This is a genomic window from Mycobacterium sp. 29Ha (assembly GCF_032883055.1).
Lineage (GTDB): Bacteria > Actinomycetota > Actinomycetes > Mycobacteriales > Mycobacteriaceae > Mycobacterium > Mycobacterium gallinarum.
Map to the genome: position 1 here is coordinate 1 of NZ_JAMQTI010000025.1, position 24,380 is coordinate 24,380.

Annotated in this window: 22 protein-coding genes; 4 read left to right on the plus strand and 18 right to left on the minus strand. The window is 67.0% G+C overall.

Annotated elements, in window-relative coordinates:
• Positions 1 to 369: 369 nt before the first annotated feature.
• A complete protein-coding gene (gene tyrS / locus M1248_RS26030) occupies positions 370 to 1,653 on the minus strand; it encodes a tyrosine--tRNA ligase (protein ID WP_317150163.1) in 1,284 nt (427 codons plus the stop codon).
• Positions 1,654 to 1,671: 18 nt separating this feature from the next.
• Positions 1,672 to 2,304: a DNA-3-methyladenine glycosylase gene (locus M1248_RS26035; RefSeq protein WP_317150164.1), complete on the minus strand. Its 633-nt coding sequence runs from the start codon at positions 2,302 to 2,304 to the stop codon at positions 1,672 to 1,674.
• Between the two features lie 38 nt (positions 2,305 to 2,342).
• Here M1248_RS26035 and M1248_RS26040 point away from each other — a divergent pair, with 38 nt between their 5' ends.
• Genes M1248_RS26040 through M1248_RS26050 form a run of 3 tightly spaced genes read left to right on the plus strand, consistent with a single transcriptional unit; the run spans position 2,343 to position 4,488 of the window.
• Positions 2,343 to 3,098 (plus strand): ABC transporter ATP-binding protein, encoded by a 756-nt coding sequence (locus M1248_RS26040; protein WP_317150165.1) that lies wholly within the window; start codon positions 2,343 to 2,345, stop codon positions 3,096 to 3,098.
• On the plus strand, positions 3,041 to 3,868 hold the full coding sequence (locus tag M1248_RS26045; protein ID WP_232076112.1) for an ABC transporter permease: 828 nt from the start codon (positions 3,041 to 3,043) through the stop codon (positions 3,866 to 3,868). Before M1248_RS26040 ends, M1248_RS26045 begins: the two co-directional genes overlap by 58 nt.
• Positions 3,869 to 3,873: 5 nt before the next feature.
• Positions 3,874 to 4,488, plus strand: a complete 615-nt coding sequence (locus M1248_RS26050) for a TetR/AcrR family transcriptional regulator (RefSeq protein ID WP_163728876.1) — start codon at positions 3,874 to 3,876, stop codon at positions 4,486 to 4,488.
• On the opposite strand, the gene M1248_RS26055 is transcribed toward M1248_RS26050, so the two are convergent.
• From M1248_RS26055 to M1248_RS26065, 3 genes are all read right to left on the minus strand, one after another.
• Entirely contained in the window at positions 4,471 to 4,683 is a 213-nt protein-coding gene (locus M1248_RS26055; RefSeq protein ID WP_163728879.1) for a Trm112 family protein, read from the minus strand. The two genes, M1248_RS26050 and M1248_RS26055, sit on opposite strands and share 18 nt — an antisense overlap.
• A gap of 9 nt (positions 4,684 to 4,692) precedes the next feature.
• Complete coding sequence (locus M1248_RS26060) at positions 4,693 to 5,262, minus strand: hypothetical protein (protein WP_163728882.1); 570 nt, start codon at positions 5,260 to 5,262, stop codon at positions 4,693 to 4,695.
• Between the two features lie 101 nt (positions 5,263 to 5,363).
• Entirely contained in the window at positions 5,364 to 8,327 is a 2,964-nt protein-coding gene (locus M1248_RS26065; RefSeq protein ID WP_174262044.1) for an acyl-CoA synthetase, read from the minus strand.
• A gap of 137 nt (positions 8,328 to 8,464) precedes the next feature.
• Between M1248_RS26065 and M1248_RS26070 the strand changes: the two genes are divergently transcribed.
• Positions 8,465 to 10,213, plus strand: coding sequence for an ABC-F family ATP-binding cassette domain-containing protein (locus tag M1248_RS26070; protein WP_163728891.1), 1,749 nt, complete (start codon positions 8,465 to 8,467; stop codon positions 10,211 to 10,213).
• On the opposite strand, the gene argH is transcribed toward M1248_RS26070, so the two are convergent.
• Genes argH through M1248_RS26135 form a run of 13 tightly spaced genes read right to left on the minus strand, consistent with a single transcriptional unit; the run spans position 10,210 to position 24,317 of the window.
• On the minus strand, positions 10,210 to 11,622 hold the full coding sequence (gene argH, locus M1248_RS26075) for an argininosuccinate lyase (RefSeq protein ID WP_163728894.1): 1,413 nt from the start codon (positions 11,620 to 11,622) through the stop codon (positions 10,210 to 10,212). The two genes, M1248_RS26070 and argH, sit on opposite strands and share 4 nt — an antisense overlap.
• A gap of 2 nt (positions 11,623 to 11,624) precedes the next feature.
• On the minus strand, positions 11,625 to 12,839 hold the full coding sequence (locus tag M1248_RS26080) for an argininosuccinate synthase (RefSeq protein WP_163728897.1): 1,215 nt from the start codon (positions 12,837 to 12,839) through the stop codon (positions 11,625 to 11,627).
• 2 nt (positions 12,840 to 12,841) lie between these two features.
• Positions 12,842 to 13,333, minus strand: coding sequence for an arginine repressor (locus M1248_RS26085; RefSeq protein ID WP_083128898.1), 492 nt, complete (start codon positions 13,331 to 13,333; stop codon positions 12,842 to 12,844).
• Positions 13,330 to 14,253 (minus strand): ornithine carbamoyltransferase, encoded by a 924-nt coding sequence (argF, locus tag M1248_RS26090; protein ID WP_317150166.1) that lies wholly within the window; start codon positions 14,251 to 14,253, stop codon positions 13,330 to 13,332. Before argF ends, M1248_RS26085 begins: the two co-directional genes overlap by 4 nt.
• Positions 14,250 to 15,431 (minus strand): acetylornithine transaminase, encoded by a 1,182-nt coding sequence (locus M1248_RS26095; RefSeq protein WP_317150167.1) that lies wholly within the window; start codon positions 15,429 to 15,431, stop codon positions 14,250 to 14,252. Before M1248_RS26095 ends, argF begins: the two co-directional genes overlap by 4 nt.
• On the minus strand, positions 15,428 to 16,300 hold the full coding sequence (gene argB / locus M1248_RS26100; protein ID WP_163728907.1) for an acetylglutamate kinase: 873 nt from the start codon (positions 16,298 to 16,300) through the stop codon (positions 15,428 to 15,430). Before argB ends, M1248_RS26095 begins: the two co-directional genes overlap by 4 nt.
• Positions 16,297 to 17,511: a bifunctional glutamate N-acetyltransferase/amino-acid acetyltransferase ArgJ gene (argJ, locus tag M1248_RS26105; RefSeq protein WP_317150168.1), complete on the minus strand. Its 1,215-nt coding sequence runs from the start codon at positions 17,509 to 17,511 to the stop codon at positions 16,297 to 16,299. The genes argB and argJ overlap by 4 nt, the downstream gene beginning before the upstream one ends.
• Positions 17,508 to 18,542, minus strand: a complete 1,035-nt coding sequence (argC, locus tag M1248_RS26110) for an N-acetyl-gamma-glutamyl-phosphate reductase (RefSeq protein WP_317150169.1) — start codon at positions 18,540 to 18,542, stop codon at positions 17,508 to 17,510. Before argC ends, argJ begins: the two co-directional genes overlap by 4 nt.
• Positions 18,543 to 18,560: 18 nt before the next feature.
• Positions 18,561 to 19,445 carry a hypothetical protein gene (locus tag M1248_RS26115; protein ID WP_317150170.1) on the minus strand — a complete coding sequence of 295 codons (885 nt, stop codon included), beginning with the start codon at positions 19,443 to 19,445 and terminating at the stop codon, positions 18,561 to 18,563.
• A 31-nt stretch (positions 19,446 to 19,476) separates the two neighbouring features.
• The gene (locus tag M1248_RS26120) at positions 19,477 to 19,845 is read right to left on the minus strand and encodes an STAS/SEC14 domain-containing protein (protein WP_317150171.1); all 369 of its coding nucleotides are present in this window, start codon (positions 19,843 to 19,845) and stop codon (positions 19,477 to 19,479) included.
• Positions 19,846 to 19,886: 41 nt separating this feature from the next.
• Positions 19,887 to 22,373 (minus strand): phenylalanine--tRNA ligase subunit beta, encoded by a 2,487-nt coding sequence (pheT, locus tag M1248_RS26125; RefSeq protein WP_317150172.1) that lies wholly within the window; start codon positions 22,371 to 22,373, stop codon positions 19,887 to 19,889.
• Positions 22,373 to 23,416, minus strand: a complete 1,044-nt coding sequence (gene pheS / locus M1248_RS26130; RefSeq protein ID WP_163728924.1) for a phenylalanine--tRNA ligase subunit alpha — start codon at positions 23,414 to 23,416, stop codon at positions 22,373 to 22,375. Before pheS ends, pheT begins: the two co-directional genes overlap by 1 nt.
• Before the next feature lie 28 nt (positions 23,417 to 23,444).
• Entirely contained in the window at positions 23,445 to 24,317 is an 873-nt protein-coding gene (locus M1248_RS26135) for an adenylate/guanylate cyclase domain-containing protein (protein ID WP_317150173.1), read from the minus strand.
• Positions 24,318 to 24,380: the final 63 nt, after the last annotated feature.

Below are 24,380 nucleotides of genomic sequence, written 5' to 3' on the forward strand. Positions count from 1 at the left end.
CAACAACAAACAAAAACCACCAAACACACTATTGAGTTCTCAAACAACACACCCGCTCGACCGCGCAACCAACCCGCGGCAAAAGCCGCGGGCTCGTATGCGGACAATCAGGAACCCAACCGAAGTTGAGGCTTCCCTCTGGGAGCCGCCGCGCTCGCCGGGTTTTGGCCCGTGTCGCAGCGACTCCGATAAGTTACGTGAGGGATAACTCTGAGTCAAATGGGCTGATGGGGCGTGTCTTTCGATCCCGCCGCATCGAGCGCACAATCAGTGCGTCGACTCGTTGTTCATGGGGTTCAACGCGCCACCCGCGGAGTTTGTTCCCGAGTGACGACACCAATCTTGGTCGGGCCGCAATCGCCCGACGAACTAGTCAACGCGTTGAACGCCGGCAATATTCCGCTTGCCCCGTCGCAGCACCAACCAGCGGCCGTGCAGGAAGTCCGACGGCTGCGGCACCCACTCTTCGCTCTCGATACGGACGTTGTTGACGTAGGCCCCGCCCTCGCCGATGGTGCGGCGGGCGGCCCCCTTGCTCGCCGACAGACCGCTGGCCACCAGCAGGTCGGTGATCGCGTCGGGTCCGCCCGGCGCCAGCTCGGCGACCGATGCCTCGCGCAGGGCCGCGGCCAACGTCGACTCGTCGAGCTGCGCGAGTTCGCCACGTCCGAACAGGGCCTGGCTGGCGTGCTCGACCGACGCAGTGGCCGCCTCCCCATGGACCAGGTTGGTGAGCTCTCGGGCCAATCGGCGCTGACCCGCACGTTCATGCGGCCGTTCGGCGGTTGCCTCCTCCAGCTCCGCCAACTCTTCGGGCGACAGGAACGTGAACCATCGCAGATAGCGGACGACGTCCGCGTCCGCGGTGTTCACGAAGTACTGGTACCAGGCGTACGGGCTGGTCATCTCCGGGTCGAGCCAGAGGCTGCCACCTCCAGTCGACTTACCGAACTTCTGGCCTTCGGAGTCCGTCACCAGCGGGGTGGTCAGTGCGTGCACCGTAGCCCCTGTCTTCTGGCGGACCAGCCGGACTCCGGCGATGATGTTCCCCCACTGATCGGACCCGCCGATCTGCAGTCCGCAGCCGTACCGCTGGTGCAACTCGACGTAATCGTTGGCTTGCAAGAGCATGTAGCTGAACTCGGTGTACGAGATGCCGTCACCGTCGAGTCGTCGTCGCACCGTGTCACGGTCGAGCATCACGTTGACGGAGAAATGTTTTCCGACATCGCGCAGGAATTCGATGGTGGGCATTTGGGCGGTCCAGGTGAGGTTGTTCTCCACCACGGCGCCGGTGGGCGAATCATCGAACTCGACGAAGCGCTCGAGCTGGCCGCGTATCCGGTCGGCCCACTCGGCGACGGTGTCGGCGTTGTTGAGCGTGCGCTCGCCGACGTCGCGCGGATCGCCGATCATGCCGGTGGCGCCGCCCGCCAGCACGATCGGACGATGTCCGGCCCGCTGGAAGCGGGTCAGCGTCAGGAGCGGTATGAGGTGCCCGGCATGCAGGCTCGGCGCCGTCGGATCGAATCCGGAGTAGACGGTGACGGGACCCGCAGCCAACGCCGCCGCGAGTGCGTCCCGGTCGGTGGACTGCGCGATCAGCTCGCGCCACTCCAGCTCATCGAGGATGGATGCGCCCGTAGAAGTCACAGCACCGATCTTCTCGCACTAGTCGCTTTCGCCGGGAGCCGGTGCCCGTGGGCTGCGGCGATATAGCGACACCTCGGGACGTCCGGCCAGCCACAATCGCCACGGGCGATCGGCCGCCTTGCTGACACCGACACGCGGACCGGCGACTCCGTCGCGCTTCTCCCCCAACACCAGTTGGATCGGGCTCTTCGCGTCGAACAAGTCAATCCCGTTGTCTTCCATCGTGATTCCCAACGCCGAGCACAAATTGCCGGGGCCGCGAGCGAGTGCCGCGGGGCGGACCGCTTCGCCGCGGCGGCCTTGCGCGACGTCGGCGCCGGATTCGATCGCAGTGGCCCGCAGCAGCACCGCACCCGCCACCTGGTCGGTGGCGCACACGACGTTCGCGCAGACATGTATGCCGTGGCTGCGGTAGGTGTAGAGCCGCCCGGCCGGACCGAACATGACGGTGTTGCGCCCTCCCATGCCGCGATACGAATGCGAAGCCGCGTCTGGCCATGGTCCGTCTGGGGGGCCGCCGTAGGCCTCGACCTCCACGATCATCGCGCTCACGCCGCGGCCGACCAGCGTCGCTCCGAGTAGGCGTCGCGCCGCGGTCAGCGGGTCCACGGACAGCCGGCGCACGCTCACCGCTGCGATTCTGCCCGCCATCCTTGACACCACCATCGGCGGGGAGCATTATTCACCACATGATGAGTTCATCGGACGGTGAATTACCTGACGGAGCTGCCGACGCCGCGATCGACGTCGAAAACCTGCGGGTCATCAGGGGTAAGCGCGTTGCGTTGGAGGACATCACGGTCCGGATCGCGCGCGGCACCATCACCGGACTGCTCGGTCCGTCCGGATGCGGCAAGACCACGCTGATGCGCAGCGTGGTCGGCACGCAGATCATCGAACAGGGCACCGTGACGGTGCTTGGCCACCCGGCCGGATCGGCCGAGCTGCGGCACAGGGTCGGATACGTCACCCAGGATCCGACGATCTACGACGACCTCAGAGTCATCGACAACGTCCGGTACTTCGCCGCATTGACGGGCGTCGACGCCGCCAACGTTGACGAGGCGATCGCCACCGTCGGGCTCGACGATCATCGAACTGCGTTGTGCGGCAATCTGTCCGGTGGTCAGCGCACTCGCGCCTCACTCGCCTGCGCACTGGTGTCGCACCCCGATCTGCTGGTGCTCGACGAACCCACCGTCGGCCTTGACCCCGTGCTGCGGGTCGACCTGTGGGAACAGTTCCAGCGATTCGCCGCGCACGGCACGACGCTGCTGGTGTCCAGTCACGTCATGGACGAAGCCGATCACTGCGGCGACCTGCTGCTCATGCGCGAAGGCCACCTCCTCGCACACACGACACCCACGAAGCTACGAGAGGACACAGGATGCCAGTCACTGGAGGAAGCGTTCCTGTCCGTCATCCGGCACAGCACCGCAGCCTGAAGAGTCCCAGCCGGCTGAGCCCGCAGGCCTACCTGGCCACCACCACGCGGATCCTGCGCCAGCTCGCCGCCGATCACCGCAGCGTGGCGATGATCCTCGTCGTCCCGAGCCTCGTCATCACGCTGATGTACTTCATGTTCCAGAACGCACCGCATCCGCCCGGTGCACCGTCGCCGTTCAACAATGCCTGCCTGATCATGCTGGGGGTGTTCCCGCTCATCGTGATGTTCCTGATCACGTCGATCACCATGCAGCGCGAACGCGTTTCGGGCACGCTGGAGCGGATCCTGACGACTCCCCTGCGCCGATTGGACCTGCTGGCCGCTTACGGCACCGCCTTCTCGATCGCCGCCGCCGCGCAGGCGACGCTCGCCTGCATCGTGTCGTTCTGGTTCCTCGGCCTCGATACCGCGGGCAGCCCCATCCTGGTGTTCACCATCGCGATCATCAACGCGGTTCTCGGGGTCGGGCTGGGGCTGTTGTGTAGTGCGTTCGCCCGCACCGAGTTTCAGGCGGTGCAGTTCATGCCGCTGGTGATCGCTCCGCAGCTACTGCTGTGCGGCATCATCGTGCCCCGCGACGTGCTGCCCGATTGGCTGCAATGGATCAGCAACGTGATGCCCGCCAGCTACGCTCTGGAAGCGCTGCAACAGGTCGGCGCGTACGCCGAGCCGACCTTCATCGCGGTGCGCGACATCGCCGTCGTCATCGGCTTCGCCGTCGTGGCGCTGTGCCTGGCCGCGGCGACGTTACGACGAAGGACACCGTAAAGGCTTTGACCACAAACGCTGAACGCAAGCGTCCCGGGCGACCGCCCGGAACGTCCGACACCCGCGAACGGATTCTGGCCAGTGCGCGGGAGTTGTTCGCCCGCAACGGGATTGACAAGACATCGATCCGCGCAATCGCCGCCGATGCGGACGTGGATCCCGCGCTCGTCCATCACTACTACGGCACCAAGACCGAGCTGTTCGCCGCGGCGATTCACATCCCCATCGACCCGATGCAGATCATCGGTCCGCTGAAGCAGATACCCGTCGAGGAGATCGGCCACACGCTGCCACGACTTCTGCTGCCGCTGTGGGACTCCGAGTTGGGTAAGGGGTTCATCGCCACTTTGAGATCGATTCTGGCCGGCAATGACATCTCGCTGTTTCGATCGTTTCTGCAGGAAGTTGTCGCCAGGGAAGTCGGCTCCCGCGTAGATGATCCGCCCGGAAGCGGGATCATCCGCGTGCAATTCGTCGCATCGCAACTGGTCGGCGTGGTGATGGCGCGCTACATCCTGGAGTTGGATCCGTTCAAAACGCTGCCGGTCGAGCAGATCGCCGAGACCATTGGACCGAACCTGCAGCGCTACCTCACCGGGGAGCTACCCGGATTCGCCTGACCGCTCCAGCAGCCGATTGTGTTCGGCGTCATCGGTGATGGTGACGGCTTCGTCGATCAGCAGGACGGGAACGCCGTCCTCGATGCGATACGCACGCCGCAACCGCGGGTTGTACAGGAATTCGTCGCCCACCAGGAGTAGCGGGCCGCGGTCCTCGGGGCAGACGAGGATGTTCAGAAGTTTTTCGTCGAGCACAGCCGCGCGTCAGCCCAGCGGGATGGTCATGGTGCCGGGTCCGGCCGGCGCTTGCACGGACGAGCCCGGGAGGACCGGCACGGGTCCGGCGACCGGCCCCTGTTGCTGAGCCATTATTTGCTGCTGCGCCTGTAGCTTGCGCTGATAGGCGAGCGTTGCTTTCAATGCCTCGACGAGCGGCGTCTGGTTGGGTCGGTACTCCAGCGCGTCTTGGATCGCCAACTTGTTCGCGTTGGACGGCTTGAACCCTTGAGCGCGCATGTTCATCACGTCGTCGATCAGTTTCGACAGCTGGCCGCCGCCGTCACCCATGTTGTACTCGTTGTGAATGATCATCAGCGCCTGATCGGCGGTCATCGTCGGTTGCTCTTCGCCCGCCGCCTGCGCCTCGCCCTCTACCGGCTTCTTGCAGTCGTCGCCCGTGCAGCTTTCGCCCGGTGCGCGGGTGTCAGACGGCCCCGAATCGGGCTGGGCGTACGCGGTCGAGACACCGAAGCCGGACATCAGACCTGCGACGATCACCCCGCCAACGATGGCGCGGCGCCATTTGACGTCGGTATTTCCGGCCTGCGATGTCATCAATCCTCCAGCGCGATAGACCACTGATTCCCCGGCCCGGTGGCGATTTGCCGCCAGCGGGAGCCTAACAGCGAGTCGACCGCATGGCACGGCCGTCGCAGTCACCCACCAGCGATCTCGGCGCGCACCGCGACGGTCAACCGCTTGTACCGATTCGTATCGGTGTCCAGATACCAGGCGTTACGGGACGGCTTGGGAATTCCGGCTTCGCGCAGCGGACTCAACAGTGGCCGGAACGACGCGCTGAGCGACATCTCGGGCACCACGTGAACGACGTCGGGCGGATTGCCGACCGGCAGGTCGGCCAGCGCTTCGGACAGGTCCGCGGACGGAATGGTCCCGCCCGGCCGCAGCGCCAGCGCCGTCACGGCGAGGCAGTGGCCGTCGGTCTCCACCCCGTAGGTGACCGCCAGGTCCACGGCATCGAGGCGGCTGACGGCATCGTTCACCGTCGAGGCGTAGACGACACCGCGCAGCGTGTGGATCAGCTGACCGCGGCTTTCGACGAGCCAGTAGTCGCCGTCGTCGTCTCGCCGGAAGAGGTACTCGGTGGACACCCAGGTATCCGCGGGTGCGAACACCCCGCGTTTGACCGATGCCGTCGGGTCGACCGACCCGCGCGGATGGGCAAGCAGCACTCCCACCTCGTTGACCTCTGCGCGGCGGACGAATCCCCGCTCGTCCTCGAGGATCAGGTCGTCGTCGGGGTCGTAGGCGGCCAGGGCGATCTCACCACTGCCCGGCAGCGGCCGACCCTTGCTGCCGACCTTGGCGCCGGACACGTTCGCCAAGACGGCCTGCCCGTCCGAGGTCGCGAAGAACTCGACGATCTGGGCGGGTTCGAATACGTCGGTCACCCGCTTCCACAGACCGGTCGGCATGCCGGAGCCGATGAACAACCGGACCGGGTGGCTGCCGGTGAGCGAGAACGACGGGTCGTCGATGACGTCGCGCAGCATCGCCCAGGTGTAGGAGACGACGGTGACGCCGTACTGGCGGATCTCCTGAAGGAATCGGTCCGGACGCAGACCCCGCGACAGTGCGATGCGGGATCCGCCGACCACCGCGCCCCCGAGCGCGACCAGCAGTCCGGATTGGTGGTGCAGCGGGGTCAGGCAGTACACCGTGTCGCCCCGTCCGAGGTTCGCGGCCGACGCGGTGCCGATCGCCGACAATGCCCAGCGGTAATTGGTGATCTGCCGCGCGACGAACTCACCGCCGATCGAGCTGAACCCGATGAACGCCAGGTCCCGCGCGAGTCCCGGATTCGGCCGGTACCAGCCGGGCAGATCGACCGCGTCGGGGTCGATCTTCTCCATGTCGATGACGTCGGCGTCCTCGGGTAGATCCAGGTCGCGCACCTCACCGCCGCCCAGCACCAGCACGCGCATGTCGAGCCTTTGCGCGGCCTCGAGGTTGCCGGGATCGGTGATGATGTCGGACACCGAACCCAGGCGGGCGGCGGTCGGCAGGTCGGCGTCGGGCGGCATCAGCACCGCCACCGCGCCCAGGCGCGAGAGCGCGGCGATCGCCACCAGCGCACTCGGCCGAGTCTCCATCAGCACACCGACGTGCACACCCTGCCGAACGCCCACCCCGATCAGACCGCGGACCACATTGTTGATGCGTCGATCCACCGCCTCGTACGTGTGGACCCTGCCGTCGAACAGCAACGCCTCGCCGTTGGGGAGGTCGCGAGCCTGTTCGGTCATGATCCGGCCCAACGAGATTCGGGTGTACTCGTTGATCTGGCCCAACCGAGCAAGGCGGGGCAGGGTGCGGTACGTCTCGACCGCGATCGCGCGCGCTGATTTGTTGGCCGCAACCAGCGCGTCGGCCGCCGACCGGGCCAGGCTGAACGCCATTTCCGTCGCGGCATTCGCGCCGTGCGCCACCCGCGAGCTCAGTGAGACACCAGTTTCGCTGTGCTCCTCAGGCTGCAACGCCATCGGCGTCACGCCCTCGGGCATATCCCCGGCACTGTCGATCCACTTGACCCACTGAGCGACCGCGGGCCAGGTCTGCGTCGACGCCTTGGAACCCACAACGAGCCCGAAATGTCCTGCGCGAATGAGGAATTCGTAGACATCCGCCTTCGGGGCCGCGCGCTTGATCCCGCGCACCGACGCCGGCTGACCGATGTCGTCGACCTCACCGATGACGGCCAGCACGGGGCAGTCGATGTCGGACAGGGTGACAAGGTCGCCATGAATCGAGAAGCCGCCGCTCATCATGCGGTTGTGGGCGATGAACTGCTTGAGCAGTTCCGCGATGGCGGGGCCCGACCAGGCGATCCAACCTTCGGATTGCAGGAATCGCCGCTGTTGTTCGCGGGGCAGCAACGCCTCGCGGTCGTGCAACTGGCGGAGGAAGTCGATACGGGACTGCGCGGTCTTGATGGGGTCGAGCATCTGGAAACCGGTGCGGGCGAGCCAGCCCGGGATGTCCATGCGGCTGAAGACATGGTCGGCCATGAAGTCCGCGGCGGCGGGCGCCAGGCTGGCCGGCAGGTTCATCGGCAGCGCGGCCAGGGTGTCCACGGGTGAGCCGAAGGCCACGATGCTGGCGAGGTCCTTGGACCGCCGGTAGGCGGCGGTCTGGTAGGCGAACATGCCGCCCTGCGAGTAGCCGGCCAGGTGGACGTCGCGGCCGGTCACCTCTTTGACGGTGTCGATGGCCTCGCTCAGCGCGACGACGTGGTCGGCCAGGTTGCGGTCCATCCCGCCCTCGACCTTGTCGGGCGACCCGAAGTCGATGACCCATGGGTCGATGCCCGCCTTGTGCAGGATGCCGACGGCGCCTTCGTCGCGGGTGACGTCCCACATATCGGCCGACATCATCATGGGATGGACCATCAACACGGGCGGTCCGGGTTGCTTTGCTCCCGGCCTGGGGTCGGGTGGGAAATACCGCCGCAGCCGGTACATGGGCACGCTCTGGATGATCTGAAACGGCGACGGCACGGCTCCGGTCTCCAGGCCGCCGTAACGCAGGACTTCCAACCCGTTTTGCGCGGTCGCGACCAGTCGTTCCACTGGTCGGGTCAATCCGGACAGGTCCACCAACGCACGCTCCCCTAGCTCGCCAATCCCCCGACTGCTGCCATGATCATGGCATAGCGCGGGTTGGTGATCGTCTGGATCGACGGTGGCCCTCGCGCGACGGCTTTGGCGCACTGCGGGGCCACCTATCATCGGGCGCGATGGCGAATCTGATCAATGTTGAACGCGCGAGCGTCGGGTACGGCACCCGCACGCTGCTCGACGCCGTCAGCCTCGGAGTCGACGAGGGCGACGCGATCGGGGTGGTGGGGCGCAACGGCGACGGCAAGTCGACGCTGCTGCAGGTGCTGACGGGCACCCGTGCGCCCGACTCCGGCCGGGTGACCCACACCTCGGGGCTGTCGGTGGGGTACCTGCGCCAGAGCGACGACTTCAGCGGCGCGACCATCAGGGACGTGATCGTCGGCGGCCGGCCCGACCACGTGTGGGCCGCTGAATCTCGCACCCGCGACGTCGTGTCCCATCTGCTATCGGACGTCGACCTGGACCGCGAGGTCGGCCAGCTGTCCGGCGGTGAGCGGCGGCGGGTCGCGCTGGCGACCGAACTCATCGCCGGCCACGACGTTCTGGTGCTCGATGAGCCGACCAACCATCTGGACGTCGAGGTCATCGGTTGGCTGGCGGATCACCTCAAGGTGCGCGGCGCCAAGGCGTTGGTGGTGGTGAGCCACGACCGGTGGTTCCTCGACGCGGTGTGCACCAGAACGTGGGAGGTGCACGACGGCACCGTCGACGCCTATGACGGCGGGTACGCGGCGTATGTCCTGGCCCGCGCGGAGCGTGCGCGGTTGGCCGCCGGGGTCGAGGCGCGCCGCCAGAATCTGATGCGCAAGGAGTTGGCGTGGCTGCGGCGTGGACCGCCGGCGCGGACGTCGAAGCCGAAGTTCCGCATCCAGGCGGCCAACGACCTCATCGCGAATGAACCGGAACCGCGTGATTCCCTTGCCCTGCAACGCTTCGCGACGGCCAGACTGGGCAAGGACGTCTTCGATTTACACCGGGTGCGCCTCGAGGCCGGCGACAAAGTGATCCTCGACAAGCTGGACTGGTCCATCGGGCCTGGTGCTCGCATCGGTCTCGTCGGTGTGAACGGCACCGGCAAGACCACCGTGCTGAAGCTGTTGGCGGGCGAGCTCACACCCACCGCCGGAACCTTCAAGCAGGGAAAGACACTCAAGATCGGCCACCTGAGCCAGGCTCTGATCGAGTTGGACCCCACCGACCGCGTGCTCGATGCGGTCGAAAGGTCCCGCCGTTCTACGGAACTGGCGGGTGGACGCGAGGTCAGCGCGTCGTCACTGCTAGAGGACTTCGGGTTCACCGGGGACAAGTTGACGACACGGTTGGGGGACCTGTCGGGCGGTGAGCGGCGGCGGTTCCAGTTCCTGCGGCTGCTGCTCGACGAACCCAACGTGCTGCTGCTCGACGAGCCGACCAACGATTTGGACATCGACACCCTGACCGTGATCGAGGACTATCTCGACGGCTGGCCGGGGACGCTGATCGTCGTGACGCACGATAGGTACTTTCTCGAGCGGGTCTCCGATGTCACGTACGCGCTGACCGGCGGTGGGCGGTGTGATCTGCTGCCCGGCGGTGTCGAGCAATACCTCTCGGAGCGGGCGGCAGCGACATCCCCCGAACCGGTGCGCACCGAACCGCAGCGCAATGAATCGGCGTCGGCGCGGGAACGGCGGGCGGGCAAGGAGATGGCGCGCATCGAGGGTCAACTCGCCAAGCTCGACGAGCGGATCGTCGCGGTGCACGAATCGATGGCCCAGGCGGCCGCCGATCACGTGCGAGCGGGTGAACTCAATGCCGAGTTGCAGGAAATGCTGGCGCGCAAGGAATCTCTCGAAGAGGCTTGGCTGGCCGCCGCCGACGACTAACGCCGCAGCCGCAGCCGCAGCCGGTCGCTGGTCGCGCGGACGGCACCGAGCTGTTTGGCGACCTGGATGGGCGCGGTGCCTCCCCTGGCGTCCCGGGAATTCACCGACCCGTCGATGGTGAGCACCTCACGGACCTGAGGCGTCAGCTCCGCGTGAATGCCCGTCAGCTCGGCGTCCTCCAGATCCTCGAGGCCGACCCCGCGAGCTTCGGCGGCACGCACCGCGGCGCCTGCGGCCTCATGCGCCACGCGGAACGGAACTCCCCGCTGCACCAGCCATTCGGCGACGTCTGTGGCCAGCGTGTAGCCGAGCGGGGCCAGTTCGGCCATCCGGTCGACGTCGAACCGCAGCGTCGCGACAAGGCCCGCCATCGCAGGCAACAGCAGTTCGAGTTGAAGAACGGAGTCGAACACCGGCTCCTTGTCCTCCTGCAGGTCCCGGTTGTACGCCAGCGGCTGCGCCTTCAGCGTCGCCAACAACCCGGTGAGGTTGCCGATCAGGCGGCCCGATTTGCCGCGGGCCAGCTCTGCGATGTCGGGGTTCTTCTTCTGCGGCATGATCGAGCTGCCCGTGGACCAGGAGTCGTGCAGCGTGACGTAACCGAATTCGGTTGTGCTCCAGAGGATGATGTCTTCAGCGAGGCGTGACAGGTCGACGGCGATCATCGAAAACACGAACGCCGCCTCGGCGGCGAAATCACGCGACGCCGTGGCGTCGACGGAGTTGTCGGCCGCCGCGTCGAAACCGAGTTCCTCGGCGATCGCGTCGGGATCCAGTCCGAGCGACGATCCCGCCAGGGCGCCGGATCCGTACGGCGACACTGCGGCTCGCTTATCGAAGTCGGCGATGCGGTCGACGTCGCGCAGCAACGGATGCGCGTGGGCGAGCAGATGATGCGCCAACAGGATCGGCTGCGCCGACTGCAGATGCGTCTTTCCCGGCATGATCGCCGTCGGATGCGCCGCGGCCTGAGTCGCGAGCGCGGAGACCACCTCGAGTGCCCCGTCGGCGACACGCCTGACGGCGTCGCGCAGCCACATCCGGAACTGGGTGGCCACCTGGTCATTTCGCGACCGTCCCGCGCGCAGCCGTCCGCCAAGGTCCTCGCCGACCCGGTCGATCAGCCCGCGCTCCAGGGCACCGTGAACGTCTTCGTCGGTCACCAGCGGCCCGAAGCTGCCATCCGCGACATCGGAGGCCAGATTGTCCAGACCGACGAGCAGGTCGTCGCGCTGCTCCTCGGTCAGCAGCCCGGCCCGGAAGAGCACCCGCGCATGCGCCTTCGACGCCGCGATGTCATAGGGCGCCAGCACCCAGTCGAAATGCGTCGACTTGCTCAGCGCCGCAAGGGCGTCCGACGGGCCGTCGGCGAACCGGCCGCCCCACAGTGAGCCCTCGTTGGTGCTCATGCCTACCGGCCTGCCAGGTCCCGTTGCGCGGAGATCTTCGACGAGAGTCCATGCACATGCACGAAGCCCTTGGCCGATGACTGGTCGAAGGTGTCGCCCTCGTCGTAGGTCGCGAGGTTGAAGTCGTACAGCGACTCGGCACTGCGCCGGCCGTTCACCGCAATGTGCCCACCGTGCAGCACCATCCGGATCTCGCCGGACACGTGCTCCTGCGTCTTGGCGACGAACGACTCGAGCGCCGCCTTCAACGGCGAGTACCAGAGGCCGTCGTACACCAGCTCCCCCCACTTGCGGTCGGTGCCACGCTTGAACCGGCCCAGTTCGCGCTCCAGCGTGACGTGCTCGAGTTCGGTGTGCGCGGTGATGAGCACCATGGCTCCCGGGGCCTCGTAGATCTCCCGGCTCTTGATGCCGACCAGGCGGTCCTCGACGACGTCGAGCCGGCCGACGCCCTGCTCACCTGCGCGGTGGTTCAGTTCCTCGATGGCCTGCAGCACGCTGACGTCGCGGCCGTCGATCGAAACCGGAACGCCGCGTTCGAATCCGACGATGACCTCGTCCGGGGTGTTCCAGTTGACCGTCGGGTCCTCGGTGTAGTCGTAGACATCCTTGGTCGGCGCGTTCCACAGATGCTCGAGGAAGCCGGTCTCCACGGCACGGCCCCAGACGTTCTGGTCGATCGAGAACGGCGAGCGCTTGGTGACGTTGATCGGGATGGCATTCTCCTCGGCGAACGCGATGGCCTTCTCCCGGGTCCAGGCGTAGTCGCGGACCGGGGCGAGGACCTCGAGATCCGGTGCCAGCGAGGCGAATCCCACCTCGAAGCGCACCTGGTCGTTGCCCTTGCCGGTGCAACCGTGCGCGACGATTCCGCCGCCGTGCTCGCGTGCGGCCGCCACGAGATGCTTGACGATCAGCGGGCGGCTCAGTGCCGACACCAGCGGGTAACGGTCCATGTACAGCGCATTGGACTGGATCGCGGGAAGACAGTACTGCTCGGCGAATTCGTCCCTGGCGTCGACGACGACCGCCTCGACCGCGCCGCAGTCGATGGCCCGCTGCCGGACCACCTCCATGTCCTCGCCGCCCTGGCCGAGATCGATGGCCACCGCAACCACTTCTTTGCCGGTCTCCTTGCCGATCCAGCTGATCGCGACCGAGGTGTCCAGACCACCGGAATACGCCAGGATGACGCGCTCGGACCCCGGTTTTGGCATACCTAATCTCCTCTGTGTTGAATGCTCTCGAGTTTCGCCGCGAGTTCGGCACCGGTCATCGGCTCACGTGCGATCACCAAGATGGTGTCGTCGCCGGCCACTGTGCCCACAACGTACGGCAGCGCAGCGCGATCCATCGCGCTGGCAAGGTAGTGCGCGGCTCCCGGCGGTGTTCGAAGCACCGCGAGGTTGGCGCTGGCGTCCGTGGAAACCAGCAGATCGGCGAGCAGTCGCGACATCCGTTCGGTGCCACCGGAGACGCCACGAACCGGGCTACCGTCCTCGGGCACGACGTAGACCCCGACGCCGCCGTCGGCGCCGCGCAGCTTGACCGCACCGAGTTCCTCCAGGTCCCGCGACAGCGTCGCCTGGGTGACGTCGATCCCCTCGTCGGCGAGTATCGTCGCCAGCTCACTCTGGCTGTGGATCGACTGCGACGACAGGATCGACACGATGCGAGCCTGCCGACCTGCGCGGGTAGCCGCGGAAGTCACGACCGCTCCATCAACCACACCAGCAGCGCCTTCTGGGCGTGCAGCCGGTTCTCGGCTTCATCCCAAACCGCGCTGTGCGCGCCGTCGATCACGTCATCGGTGATCTCGTCTCCTCGGTGCGCCGGAAGGCAGTGCAGAACAATCACATTCGGCTTCGCACGTTCGACGAGACCGGCGTTGATCTGGAAGGGCCGAAACGGTCCTACCCGGTCCAGGCCGTCGTTTTCCTGGCCCATCGACGTCCACGTGTCGGTCACGAGCACGTCGGCACCGTCGGCGGCGGCTTCCGGATCGGCCGTCACCGTCACCGAGGCGCCGGTGTCGGCGGCCCGTTCGTTGGCGGCCGTGACAAATCGCGGGTCCGGCTCGAAACCGGCTGGAGCGGCGACGGTGACATGGACGCCTGCGGTGACCCCGCCCAGCATCAACGAGTGAGCCATGTTGTTGGCACCGTCGCCGAGGTAGGTCAGCCGCAAACCGTTCAGGGTGCCCACGCGTTCGTCGAGCGTCTGTAGATCGGCAAGCACCTGGCAGGGATGGAACTCGTCGGACAGCGCATTGACGATCGGCACCGTGGCCCCAGAAGCCATGGCGGTCAAGCGATCCTGTCCAAACGTGCGCCAGACGATCGCCTCGACGTACCGTGACAGGACCCGCCCGGTGTCCTCCAGTGTCTCGTCGCGACCGAGCTGCGTGCTGCGGCCGTCGACCACCACCGCGTGACCGCCGAGCTGAGCGATGCCCATCTCGAACGAGAACCGCGTGCGCGTCGAGTTCTTGTCGAAGATCACCGCGACGCCGCGCGGGCCCTCGAGTGGGCGGCGGCTGAATGGTGCCTTCTTCAGCTCCGCGGCCAGCGCCAGCACCTCGGCCTGCTCGTCGGGTGTGAGGTCATCGTCGCGGAGGAAGTGGCGGATCATTGCGCACACCCCGCGGCCGCTTTGTCGAGCACACCGGGCAGCGCACCGAGGAAGTCGTCGACCTGCGCATCGGAGAGGATCAGCGGTGGGACGAGACGGATCACGTTCGCGGCGGGGGCGTTGACGAGGAACCCGGCCTCGCGTGCCGCGACCTCGACCGGCTTGGCCATATCGGAGGTGAGGACGACGCCGAGCATGAGCCCGCGACCGCGCACGTGGTCGACGGTCGGATGACCCAGCGACTCGATGCCGTGGTGCAGCGACTTGCCCAGAACGCCTGAGCGCCCGACAAGGTCGTCGTCGGCCAGCACTCGCAACACCGCGAGTGCCGCTGCCGTGCAGACCGGATTGCCGCCGAACGTGCTGCCGTGCATGCCCGGGGTCATCAGCCCGGCGGCCTCACCGGTCGCGATGCAGGCGCCGATCGGCAGTCCGCCGCCGAGACCCTTCGCGAGCGTGACGACGTCGGGCGTAATGCCGTCGTGCTGATGGGCGAAAAATGCTCCGGTGCGGCCCATTCCGGTTTGCACCTCGTCGAGAACCAGCAATGCGCCGTGCGCGGCGGTGATCTCGCGCGCCGCCACCAGGTATCCGGCGGGTGGAGTCACGACGCCACCCTCACCCATGATCGGCTCGAGAAACACTGCCGCCGTCCGGTCGTCGACCGCGGCCTCCAGCTCTTCGACGTCGCCGTACGGCACATGGGTGACGTCGCCGGGCAGCGGAGCGAACGGCTCCTGCTTCGAGGGCTGGCCGGTCAAAGCCAGTGATCCCATCGTCCGGCCATGGAACGCGCCCTGTGCGGCAACGAGTTTCGTGCGTCCGGTGAGCCGCGAGATCTTGAACGCGACCTCGTTGGCTTCTGCGCCCGAGTTGCAGAAGAACACCCGCGCACCGTCGACGCCCAGCAGACCGACCAGCGCTTCGGCCAGTGCGATGCCGGGCTCGGTGGCATAGAGATTCGACGTGTGCCCCAGCGTGTTGAGCTGGCGGGTGACGGCCTCGATGACAGCGGGATGGCGATGACCGAGGATGTTGACCGCGATACCGCCGACCAGGTCGAGATACGACTTGCCGTCCGCGTCGGTCACCACGGCACCGTCTCCGCTGACCAACGCCAGCGGCGGCGTCCCGTAGTTGTCCATCATCACGGCTTCCCAGCGCTGCGGGAGGGTCATGCGCTCACCACCTTGGTCCCCGTCCCCTCGTCGGTGAATAGCTCAGCCAGCACACAGTGCTCGACGCGACCGTCGATGACGTGTGCGCTCGGCACGCCTCCCGATACGGCACGTAGGCAGGCCTCGATCTTGGGCACCATGCCGGTTTCCAGCTTGGGTAGCAGCTGAGTCAGTGCGGCCGTGTCGATCTCGCTGACCAGCGAACCGCGGTCGGGCCAGTCGGTGTAGAGACCCTCCACGTCGGTGAGCATCACCAGCTTCTCAGCTCCCAGCGCCTCCGCCAGCGCGGCCGCCGCGGTGTCGGCGTTGATGTTGTGCACCACGCCTTCGGCGTCGGGTGCGATAGTCGAGACCACCGGAATGCGGCCCGCGTCGATGAGATCGAGCAGCGAATCCGCGTCCACCTTTTCGACATCACCGACGAGGCCGATGTCGGTCGCCACCCCGTCGACGGTGACGTCGCGCCGCACGGCCGTGAAAAGGTGGGCGTCTTCGCCTGTCACACCCACGGCATATGGACCGTGTGCATTGATCAGGTTCACCAGTTCGCGGCCGACCTGTCCGAACAGCACCATCCGGGCCACGTCGAGCACCTCGGGCGTGGTGACGCGGAAGCCGCCCTTGAAATCACCTGCGATGCCCAGCTTTTTGAGCATCGCACTGATCTGCGGGCCGCCGCCGTGGACGACGACGGGGTGGATGCCGCAGTTGCGCAGAAACACCATGTCACCGGCAAACGCGGTCTTGAGGGTGTCGTCGGTCATCGCGTTGCCGCCGTACTTCACCACGACGATCTTGTCGTGCAACTGCTTGAGCCACGGCAGGGCGGCGGCGAGTATCTGCGCCTTGACGGGCGTCGCGAGTGTCATGAGCTGTAGGCCGAGTTCTCTTCGACGTAGCCGTGGGACAGGTCGGTCGTCCGTATCGAGGCCCGGTCATTGCCGACGCCCAGATCGATGGTGACGTCGATCTCGTCGCCGGACAGGTCCACGTCACGCGCACCCGGTGCTCCGGCGCCGTCGACGCACACGGCAGAGCCGTTGAACGACACGCTGATCCGGTCGACGTCCAGCACGACCGGTGCCATTCCCACCGCGGCCAGTACGCGGCCCCAGTTGGGATCGGACCCGAAGAGCGCCGTCTTGACGAGGCTGTCGCGAGCCACCACACGGGCCGCCGTCAGCGCGTCCGCTTCGGACTCGGCTCCTGTCACGGTGACGACGATGCGTTTGGTGACCCCTTCGGCGTCGGCCTGCAGTTGTGCGCACAGGTCGTCACAAACCCTCAGGACCGCGTCCTCGAGATCGCTTTGGCTGGGGGCGATCTCGCTGGCGCCGGAGGCAAGCAGCAGAACCGTGTCGTTGGTGGAACAGCTGCCGTCGACATCGAGCCGGTCGAACGTCATGGCGGTCGCCTTGCGTAGCGCCTGATCGAGGGCATCCGAACTGGCGACAGCGTCGGTGGTGATGACGCACAACATGGTCGCCAGCGACGGCGCCAGCATCCCTGCACCCTTCGCCATCCCACCCACCGTCCAATTGTCACTGTGGTGCAGCGCAACCTGTTTCGGAACCGTGTCGGTGGTCATGATGGCCCGTGCGGCCTCGTCGCCACCGGTCAGCCCGCCGGCCATCTCGTGGACGATCTCGGTGACACCCGCCAGCACCTTGTCCATCGGCAGTCGGTCGCCGATGAGCCCGGTGGAACACACGGCGACCTCGATCGCCCCGGTCTCGGTGCCCCAGTCGGAAAGCGCCGAGGCGACGGCCTCTGCGGTGGCGTGGGTGTCCTGAAAGCCCAACGGCCCGGTGCAGGCGTTCGCGCCGCCGGAATTCAATACGACCGCACGCAGCCGCCCGGTGGTGAGCACCTGCTGCGACCACAGCACCGGCGCGGCCTTCACCTTGTTGCGGGTGAACACGGCCGCGGCGGCGTGGTCGGGTCCCTCGTTGAAGACCAGCGCGAGGTCGAGCTCGCCGGAAGCCTTGATGCCCGCGGCGATTCCGGTGGCGCGGAAGCCGGCGGGCGCGGTCACACCCTGCGTGCGGATGAGCCGCGCGGTGTCCGAGATGTCGGTCATGGCGCCACGCCCACGATCGAAAGTCCTTCCGTCTCCGGCCAGCCCAGTGCAAGGTTCATCGATTGCACCGCGGCCCCACCGGTCCCCTTGACGAGGTTGTCGATCGCGGCGATGCCGATGAACGTCGAGGCGTCCTCGTCGACGGCGACCGCGAGCTGAGCGGCATTGCTCCCGATCACCGCGCCGGTTTTGGGCAACTGGCCTTCAGGCAGCAGATGAATGAAAGGCTCGGCGTCGTAAGCCTTCTCGTAGGCGCTACGGATTTGCGACAGCGGTGTCGTGGTCTTCGCGGTGCAAGTGGCCAGAATGCCGCGTGACGTCGGGATGAGCACCGGGGTGAACGACACCGTGACGTCCTTGTCGGTGACGGCTTCGAGGCCCTGTGCGATCTCCGGGGTGTGTCGGTGCTTGCCGCCGATGTTGTACGCGCGCGCGGATCCGATGACCTCGGAGCCGAGCAGGTCTGTCTTGGCGGCGCGCCCGGCACCCGACGTACCGCTGACGGCGACGATGGTGACCGCGGGCTCGACGAGTCCCTCGGCGATCGCGGGCCACAGCGCGAGCAGAGCCGCGGTCGGATAACAACCCGGAACGGCGATGCGGGTGGCGCCGCGCAACCGGTCCCGGGCGCCGGGCAGCTCGGGCAGGCCGTACGGCCAGCTGCCCGCGTGCGACGACCCGTAGAACCGTTCCCAGGCCCCGGCATCGGTGAGGCGGAAGTCGGCGCCGCAGTCGACGATGACGGTGTCGCTGCCGAGCTCGTCGGCCAGGGCTGCGGAATGACCATGCGGAAGCCCCAGAAAAACCACATCGTGGCCTTTCAGGGTGTCGGCGTCGGTGGCCTCGAGCGCGCGGTCAGCCAGCGGCAGCAGGTGCGGGTGATGCTCACCGAGCAGGGTGCCGGCGCTCGCCGCCGCGGTGAGGGCGCCGATCGTCAGCCGTCCGTCGGCATACGCGGGATGCCCCAGCAGCAATCGCAGAATTTCCCCACCTGCGTATCCGCTGGCACCGGCCACTGCGACGGAAGTCATGCATGCGATTCTGCATGGTTATGCATCCTCATGCAAATTCATTTGGTTGCGGTCCGTCAGCAGCAGCCAAACCAGCGTCACCAGGGCGATCGCGGTCGCCTGGACACTCAGCACGAAGGCCGCAAACTCGTGCATCGTCGCTGCCACCCCGCAGGCGGTGCGATCGGATACGACCAGCATGGAAAAGCTCATCATCTCGGCGACGCAGAGCATCACGATGGTCAGGATCGGCGCCGCTCGCTGGCCCAGGGTCCGCAGGGGCGACGAACGCCGCAGGAAACCCAGCTCGATGCCGAGGGTCACCAGCAGCATAGGAATGACCTGGACCATCTGCGCGAAGAAGTCGGTCGAAACGGTATCTGCGCACTCGCCTGCGACGTTGAGAACCGGAAACCACAGCGCGGATGCGACCTGAACCACCAACGTGCCGACAAGCAACGGCACGATCCAGTCTCTGTGTCCGAAACCGCGCCCGCCGGACGACCCGACATCCAGGACGGCCACCAGCACGAGGCTCATCGAGACCGTGAACAACATCGACAGCGCGATGTCCACCCCGAGGTTGAGCGGGAGGAACGCCATCGCGATGTGAAGCACCACCATCAGCGCCGCCCCCAGCGGCCATGGGCCGTGCAGCAACCTCGGCAGGAACTCCTGCCACGACATCGTCCCGCCCAGTTGCTCCCGGGCCTCCATCCGCCATTTCAGCCCGGCGGCACACAGCACGATCGCGGAATCGATCAGGAAGACGATCCACCGCGAATACGAGACATAGCCGCCGGCGCCGGCGTAGGCGAGCTCGACGACTTCGTCGTTGTAGGTGAAGGCGACCACCATCAGAAACATCGCGAGTATCGCGATGCCGTCTACCGAAGTGCGCGGCCGCTCATCCGTCTCCCCCATGCCGGCCTTTCCTCCGCGAACGCCGACGGAATCAGCCTGCGGCCCATTCCTTGGCTCGTTCGAGGTCGTCGAGTCCGAACACCTCGAGTTCACCGGGGACCATCCAGCCCACCAGATGCACCGTGTGCGCGACCCACTCTTTGTCGGTGACGATCGCGATGCGCTTGAACGCCGAACGATGGTTGATGAGGGTGCCGAAGCCCTGCTTGAGGTCCTCGACCAAACCTCCCCGTCCGAAGCCCTCATAGTCGGGCGCGATGACCTCGACGATCCGGACTTCCTCGCCGCCGAGCAGCTTTTCGAGTTCGGGCTTGAACTCGACCATCTCGTCACCGGTCACCTTGCCCGAAACGCGAATGCCCACGACGCCGGCGGGCATGTCCTGCAGTACCTCGATCATGGCTACGTTCCTACTCCGGAATCGGCGGCACTACTCGGAAATCAGCGGCGTTGCTCGGCTCCGACGCGATCGGCCGCCGCCTGAACGGCGGCGTCGCGGGCGGCACTGGCCTCGTCCTCGGTGAGCGTGCGGTCGGTGGCCCGGAACCGCAGCGCCAGCGCCAGTGACTTGCGTCCTTCACCGATCTGAGGCCCGGTGTAGACGTCGAACAGCCGGACGTCCTCCAGCAGTTCACCCGCACCCTCGCGGACGGCATCGATCACGTTCTGCGCGGCGACGTCCTCGCCGACGATCAGCGCGACATCCTGGAACACGGCTGGAAACGGCGATACGGCAGGCGCGGGAAGCGTTTCGGTGAGCGGGATGGCGTCGAGGTTCAGTTCGACGGCGCAGGTGCCCGCGGGCAGACCCGACCGCTCGATGACGGCCGGGTGCAACTGGCCCGCATATCCGACGACAGCGTCGCCGATGACCACCTCGGCGCATCGGCCCGGATGCCAGGGCAGGTGCTGGGCTGATCGCAGTGTGAGGTCTACGCCTGCGGCACGGCCGATGACGCGCACCGCCTCGAACGCATCGCTGGCGTGCACGGGCCTGCCCCGCCCCCACGGGCCGGCGGGCTCGCGCAGCCCCGTCAAGACCGCGCCGACGTGTTGCGGCTGATGCGGCAGTGAGGCATCGAGCGTCGCGATCTCATCGGAGGTGGGCCGACGGTCGGTCGGAATACGTTCCACCGCGCGGGTTTCCGTCGTCGGCTCGACCACCTGAGCGATGGCGAACAACGCGGCGTCGACAGCTCCGCGGGACACGTTGCGCCCCAAGGCTTCCAACAGTCCCGGCAGAAGAGTGGTGGCCAGCTGGGGCCGATCGGCCTCCAACGGATTCAACACCTGCGTCGTGGATCGGCGCGGGTCGTCGGCAGGCAAACCCCACTGGTCAAAGATTCCCGCGGGCAGAAACGGGGTCGGCAGGATCTCGACGTAGCCGCTGAGCGCCAGCGACTTTCCGATCGCGCGGCGCCGCTTCTGCGCGGGGCTCAGACCGCGGCCCGGTGGTGCGAGCGGCAGCACCGATGGGATGACCTCGAGGCCCTCCAGCCGCAAGACCTCCTCGACGAGATCCGCGGGCTGACGGAGGTCGGGGCGCCAGCTCGGTGGTGTCGCCGTCACCTGACCGTCGTTCACGACGACGTCGGCGCCGATCTGAGTGAGGCGCTTCTGGGTGGTGCCGGCCGCGTACTCCACACCGGCCATGCGGTCGGGCAGGTCGACCGCCATGCTGACCGGCGCAGGCGACCAGTCGTCACGAGGCGGATCGCCACGCCAATCGGTCAATGTCGGTTCGACTGTGCCACCGGCGATCTCGGCAAGCAGCGTGCTGCAGCGATCCAATGCGGCGACGGAGATCGCCGGATCGACGGTGCGTTCATAGCGACGGCCCGCCTCGCTGTTGAGGTGTAGGCGCCGCTGCGTGCGCGACACCGCGGCGGGGTCCCATACCGCGGCCTCGAGCAACACGTCGGTGGTGCTGTCACGAACCTCGGTGGTGCCCGCGCCCATCACGCCGCCGATCGCCGCGGTGGCGACATCGTCGACGATGAGTACGTCGGCAGGGTCGAGGCGACGTTCTATGTCGTCGAGGGTGACAACGGTCTCCCCCGGTTCAGCGAACCGGACCCGGAAGCCGCCGGTGATCAGGCTGCGATCGTGTGCGTGCATCGGATGCCCGATCTCGAGCATCACGTAGTTGGTCACGTCGACGGCCGGCGAGATGGCGCGGATACCCGACAGCAGCAATCGTCGTTGCATCCACCACGGCGACACCGCTTTTGGGTCGATACCGGTGACCGGACGTAAGCCGAAGCGCAGCACCCCGGTGCCCTCGTCGATCGTCAGCGGCAGTGCCTCAGCTTCGGCGGGCAGGGGCGCGATGTCGGCCGGGTCGACGTAGTCGAGGTCGTAGGCGTTGGCGATCTCGCGGGCCATGCCGCGCACCGACAGGCAGTAGCCGCGGTCCGGGGTGATCGCCAGGTTGAACACGATGTCGTCGAGGCCGAGGATGTCCGCAGCGGGCGTGCCGGGCTCTGCCGTGCCCTCCGGCAGCACCAGGATGCCGGAATGATCAGAGCCGAGGTTGAGTTCAGCGGTCGAACAGATCATGCCGTCACTGGTGCGGCCGTATGTCTTGCGGGTGGCGATGGCAAAGTCGCCCGGCAGCACGGAACCGGGCAGTGCCACCACGACAAGGTCGCCGACCGCGAAGTTGGTTGCCCCGCAGACGATGTCACGTGGCTCTGGTTCACCCACATCGACTTTGACCGCTCGGATGGGCTTCTTGAACTCGGTCAGTTCCTCGATCTCGACGACCCGCCCGACGATCAAGGGCCCCGTCACCGGCCCGACGGGAAGGACCTCTTCGACCTCATGACCGATGCGGATCAGGGTCTGTTCCAGTTCCTCGGCTGACACGTCCCAGCCGGGAGCTCCGGCTTGGACGACGTCGCGCAGCCAGCTGTAGGGCAGGCGCATCAGGCTCCAACCCCGAATGGCAGCGAGAAGCGCACGTCGCCCTCGACCATGTCACGCATGTCGGGGATACCGTTGCGGAACTGCAGGGTGCGCTCCAATCCCATGCCGAACGCGAATCCGCTGTAGACCTCCGGGTCGATACCGCAGGCGCGCAACACATTCGGATTCACCATGCCGCAGCCGCCCCATTCCACCCAGCCGGGGCCGCCCTTCTTGTTCGGGAACCAGATGTCGACCTCGGCCGACGGTTCGGTGAACGGGAAGAAGTGCGGACGGAATCGCGTGCGACCCTCGGGTCCGAATTCGGAACGGGCGAACGCGTCGAGCGTTCCGCGCAGGTGGGCCATCGTCAGCCCCTTGTCGACGGCGAGCCCCTCCACCTGATGGAAGACCGGGGTGTGGGTGGCATCCAGCTCGTCGGTGCGGAAGGTGCGGCCGATCGAGATGATGTAGACCGGCAGCTCGCGCTCGAGCAGCGCCCGGATCTGGACCGGTGAGGTGTGGGTGCGCAGCACCTGCCGCGAGCCGTCGGGCGCGACGTGGAAGGTGTCCTGCTCGCTGCGGGCCGGGTGGTCGGGCGGAAAGTTCAGCGCGTCGAAGTTGAACTGCTCGGTCTCGACCTCGGGCCCCTCGGCGAGTTCCCAGCCCATCGCGACGAACGTGTCGGCGACATGCTCGGCCAGGATCGTGATCGGGTGGCGGGCCCCGACCGGCTGCCGGGTCGACGGCAGAGTCACGTCGATGCGCTCGGCGATCAACACGGCGGCGTCGCGCTCGGCCCGCAAAGCCGCGAGGCGCTCGTCGTAGGCCTGCTGCGCCTCGGTACGCGCCACATTGACCCGCTTGCCCGCGTCGGCACGGTCGGCCTTGGGCAACGAGCCGAGCGCCTGGCGCGCGAGCGCAATCGGCGAGCGGTCACCCAGCTGCTCGGTCTTGGCGCGGGAAAGCGAGTCGAGGTCATTCGCCGCGTCGAAGGCATGCCGAGCAGCGCTGACAGCCTTCGTCAACGCTTCTTCAGACAGGTCTATTGGCTGATCAGCCACCCGGCGATCATATGCGTGGCAGGTGGGGCTACTCGCCCGAGGGGTAGCCGTCCAGGTCGGCGTCACCCGGTGACGGCCTGCGCGATTTCAGCCGGTACATGACGAGATCGGCGGGCACCCCGTCCTGCTTGGGCGCAAAGACCTGCTTGCGCAGCCGCTTGGCGTCGAGCCCCAACACGTCGAGGTCCTCGGCCGAAAGACCGTCCAGCGTCGCCTGGGACACCACCAACTCTCCCCTGGTCGCCCGCTCCATCACCCGCGCAGCGATGTTGACGTCGATGCCCAGCCAGTCCGAGCCGATTCGCTGCGGCCGGCCGGTGTGGATCCCGACGCGCATCCGCGGGGTGTAGCCGTCCACGTCAAGGGATTTCACCGCCTCCCGCGCCTTGACCGCGGCGGCGACCGCCGTCGTCGGCCGCAGGAAGACCGCCATGATGCCGTCGCCCATGCGCTTGACGATCTGACCGCCGGCCTCCAGCAGCGGCGGCTCGACAACCTGAGAGACGCGGCGCAGGAGCTTGAGGGTGGCGTCGTCGCCCGCGCTCAGCGACCACGCTGAGAACCCCACCAGGTCCGTGAAGACGATCGTCGCCTCCCGGTAGGCAGGCTTGCCCGACACCCGCTCGGTCAGCGCCTGCCACACCTGCAGCGCGCCGAGGCTCACTTCGCGTGACGCCGCCTCGCGATGCAGCAGCCGATCGGCCGCGCGAGCGGCGGCTCTGGGGCCGCCTTCACCGGCCGCCGAAAGCGGGTCTCCGAACTCGGGATCCCCGGGAAGGGCACGCCGGGCGCGGCGCAGGAAGGCGATGACCGACGGGCTCTGGTTGGTGCTCTTCAGCCAGGCGACGGGCCCGGATGACTGCCTGCCAGATCGTTCGTCGATCGACTCGACCTCATCCACGGGCACAAGCCTAGTTTGAGCGCCGAAAAGCGAATAAAGCGGCTGGTCACAGGCTAGTGGAGC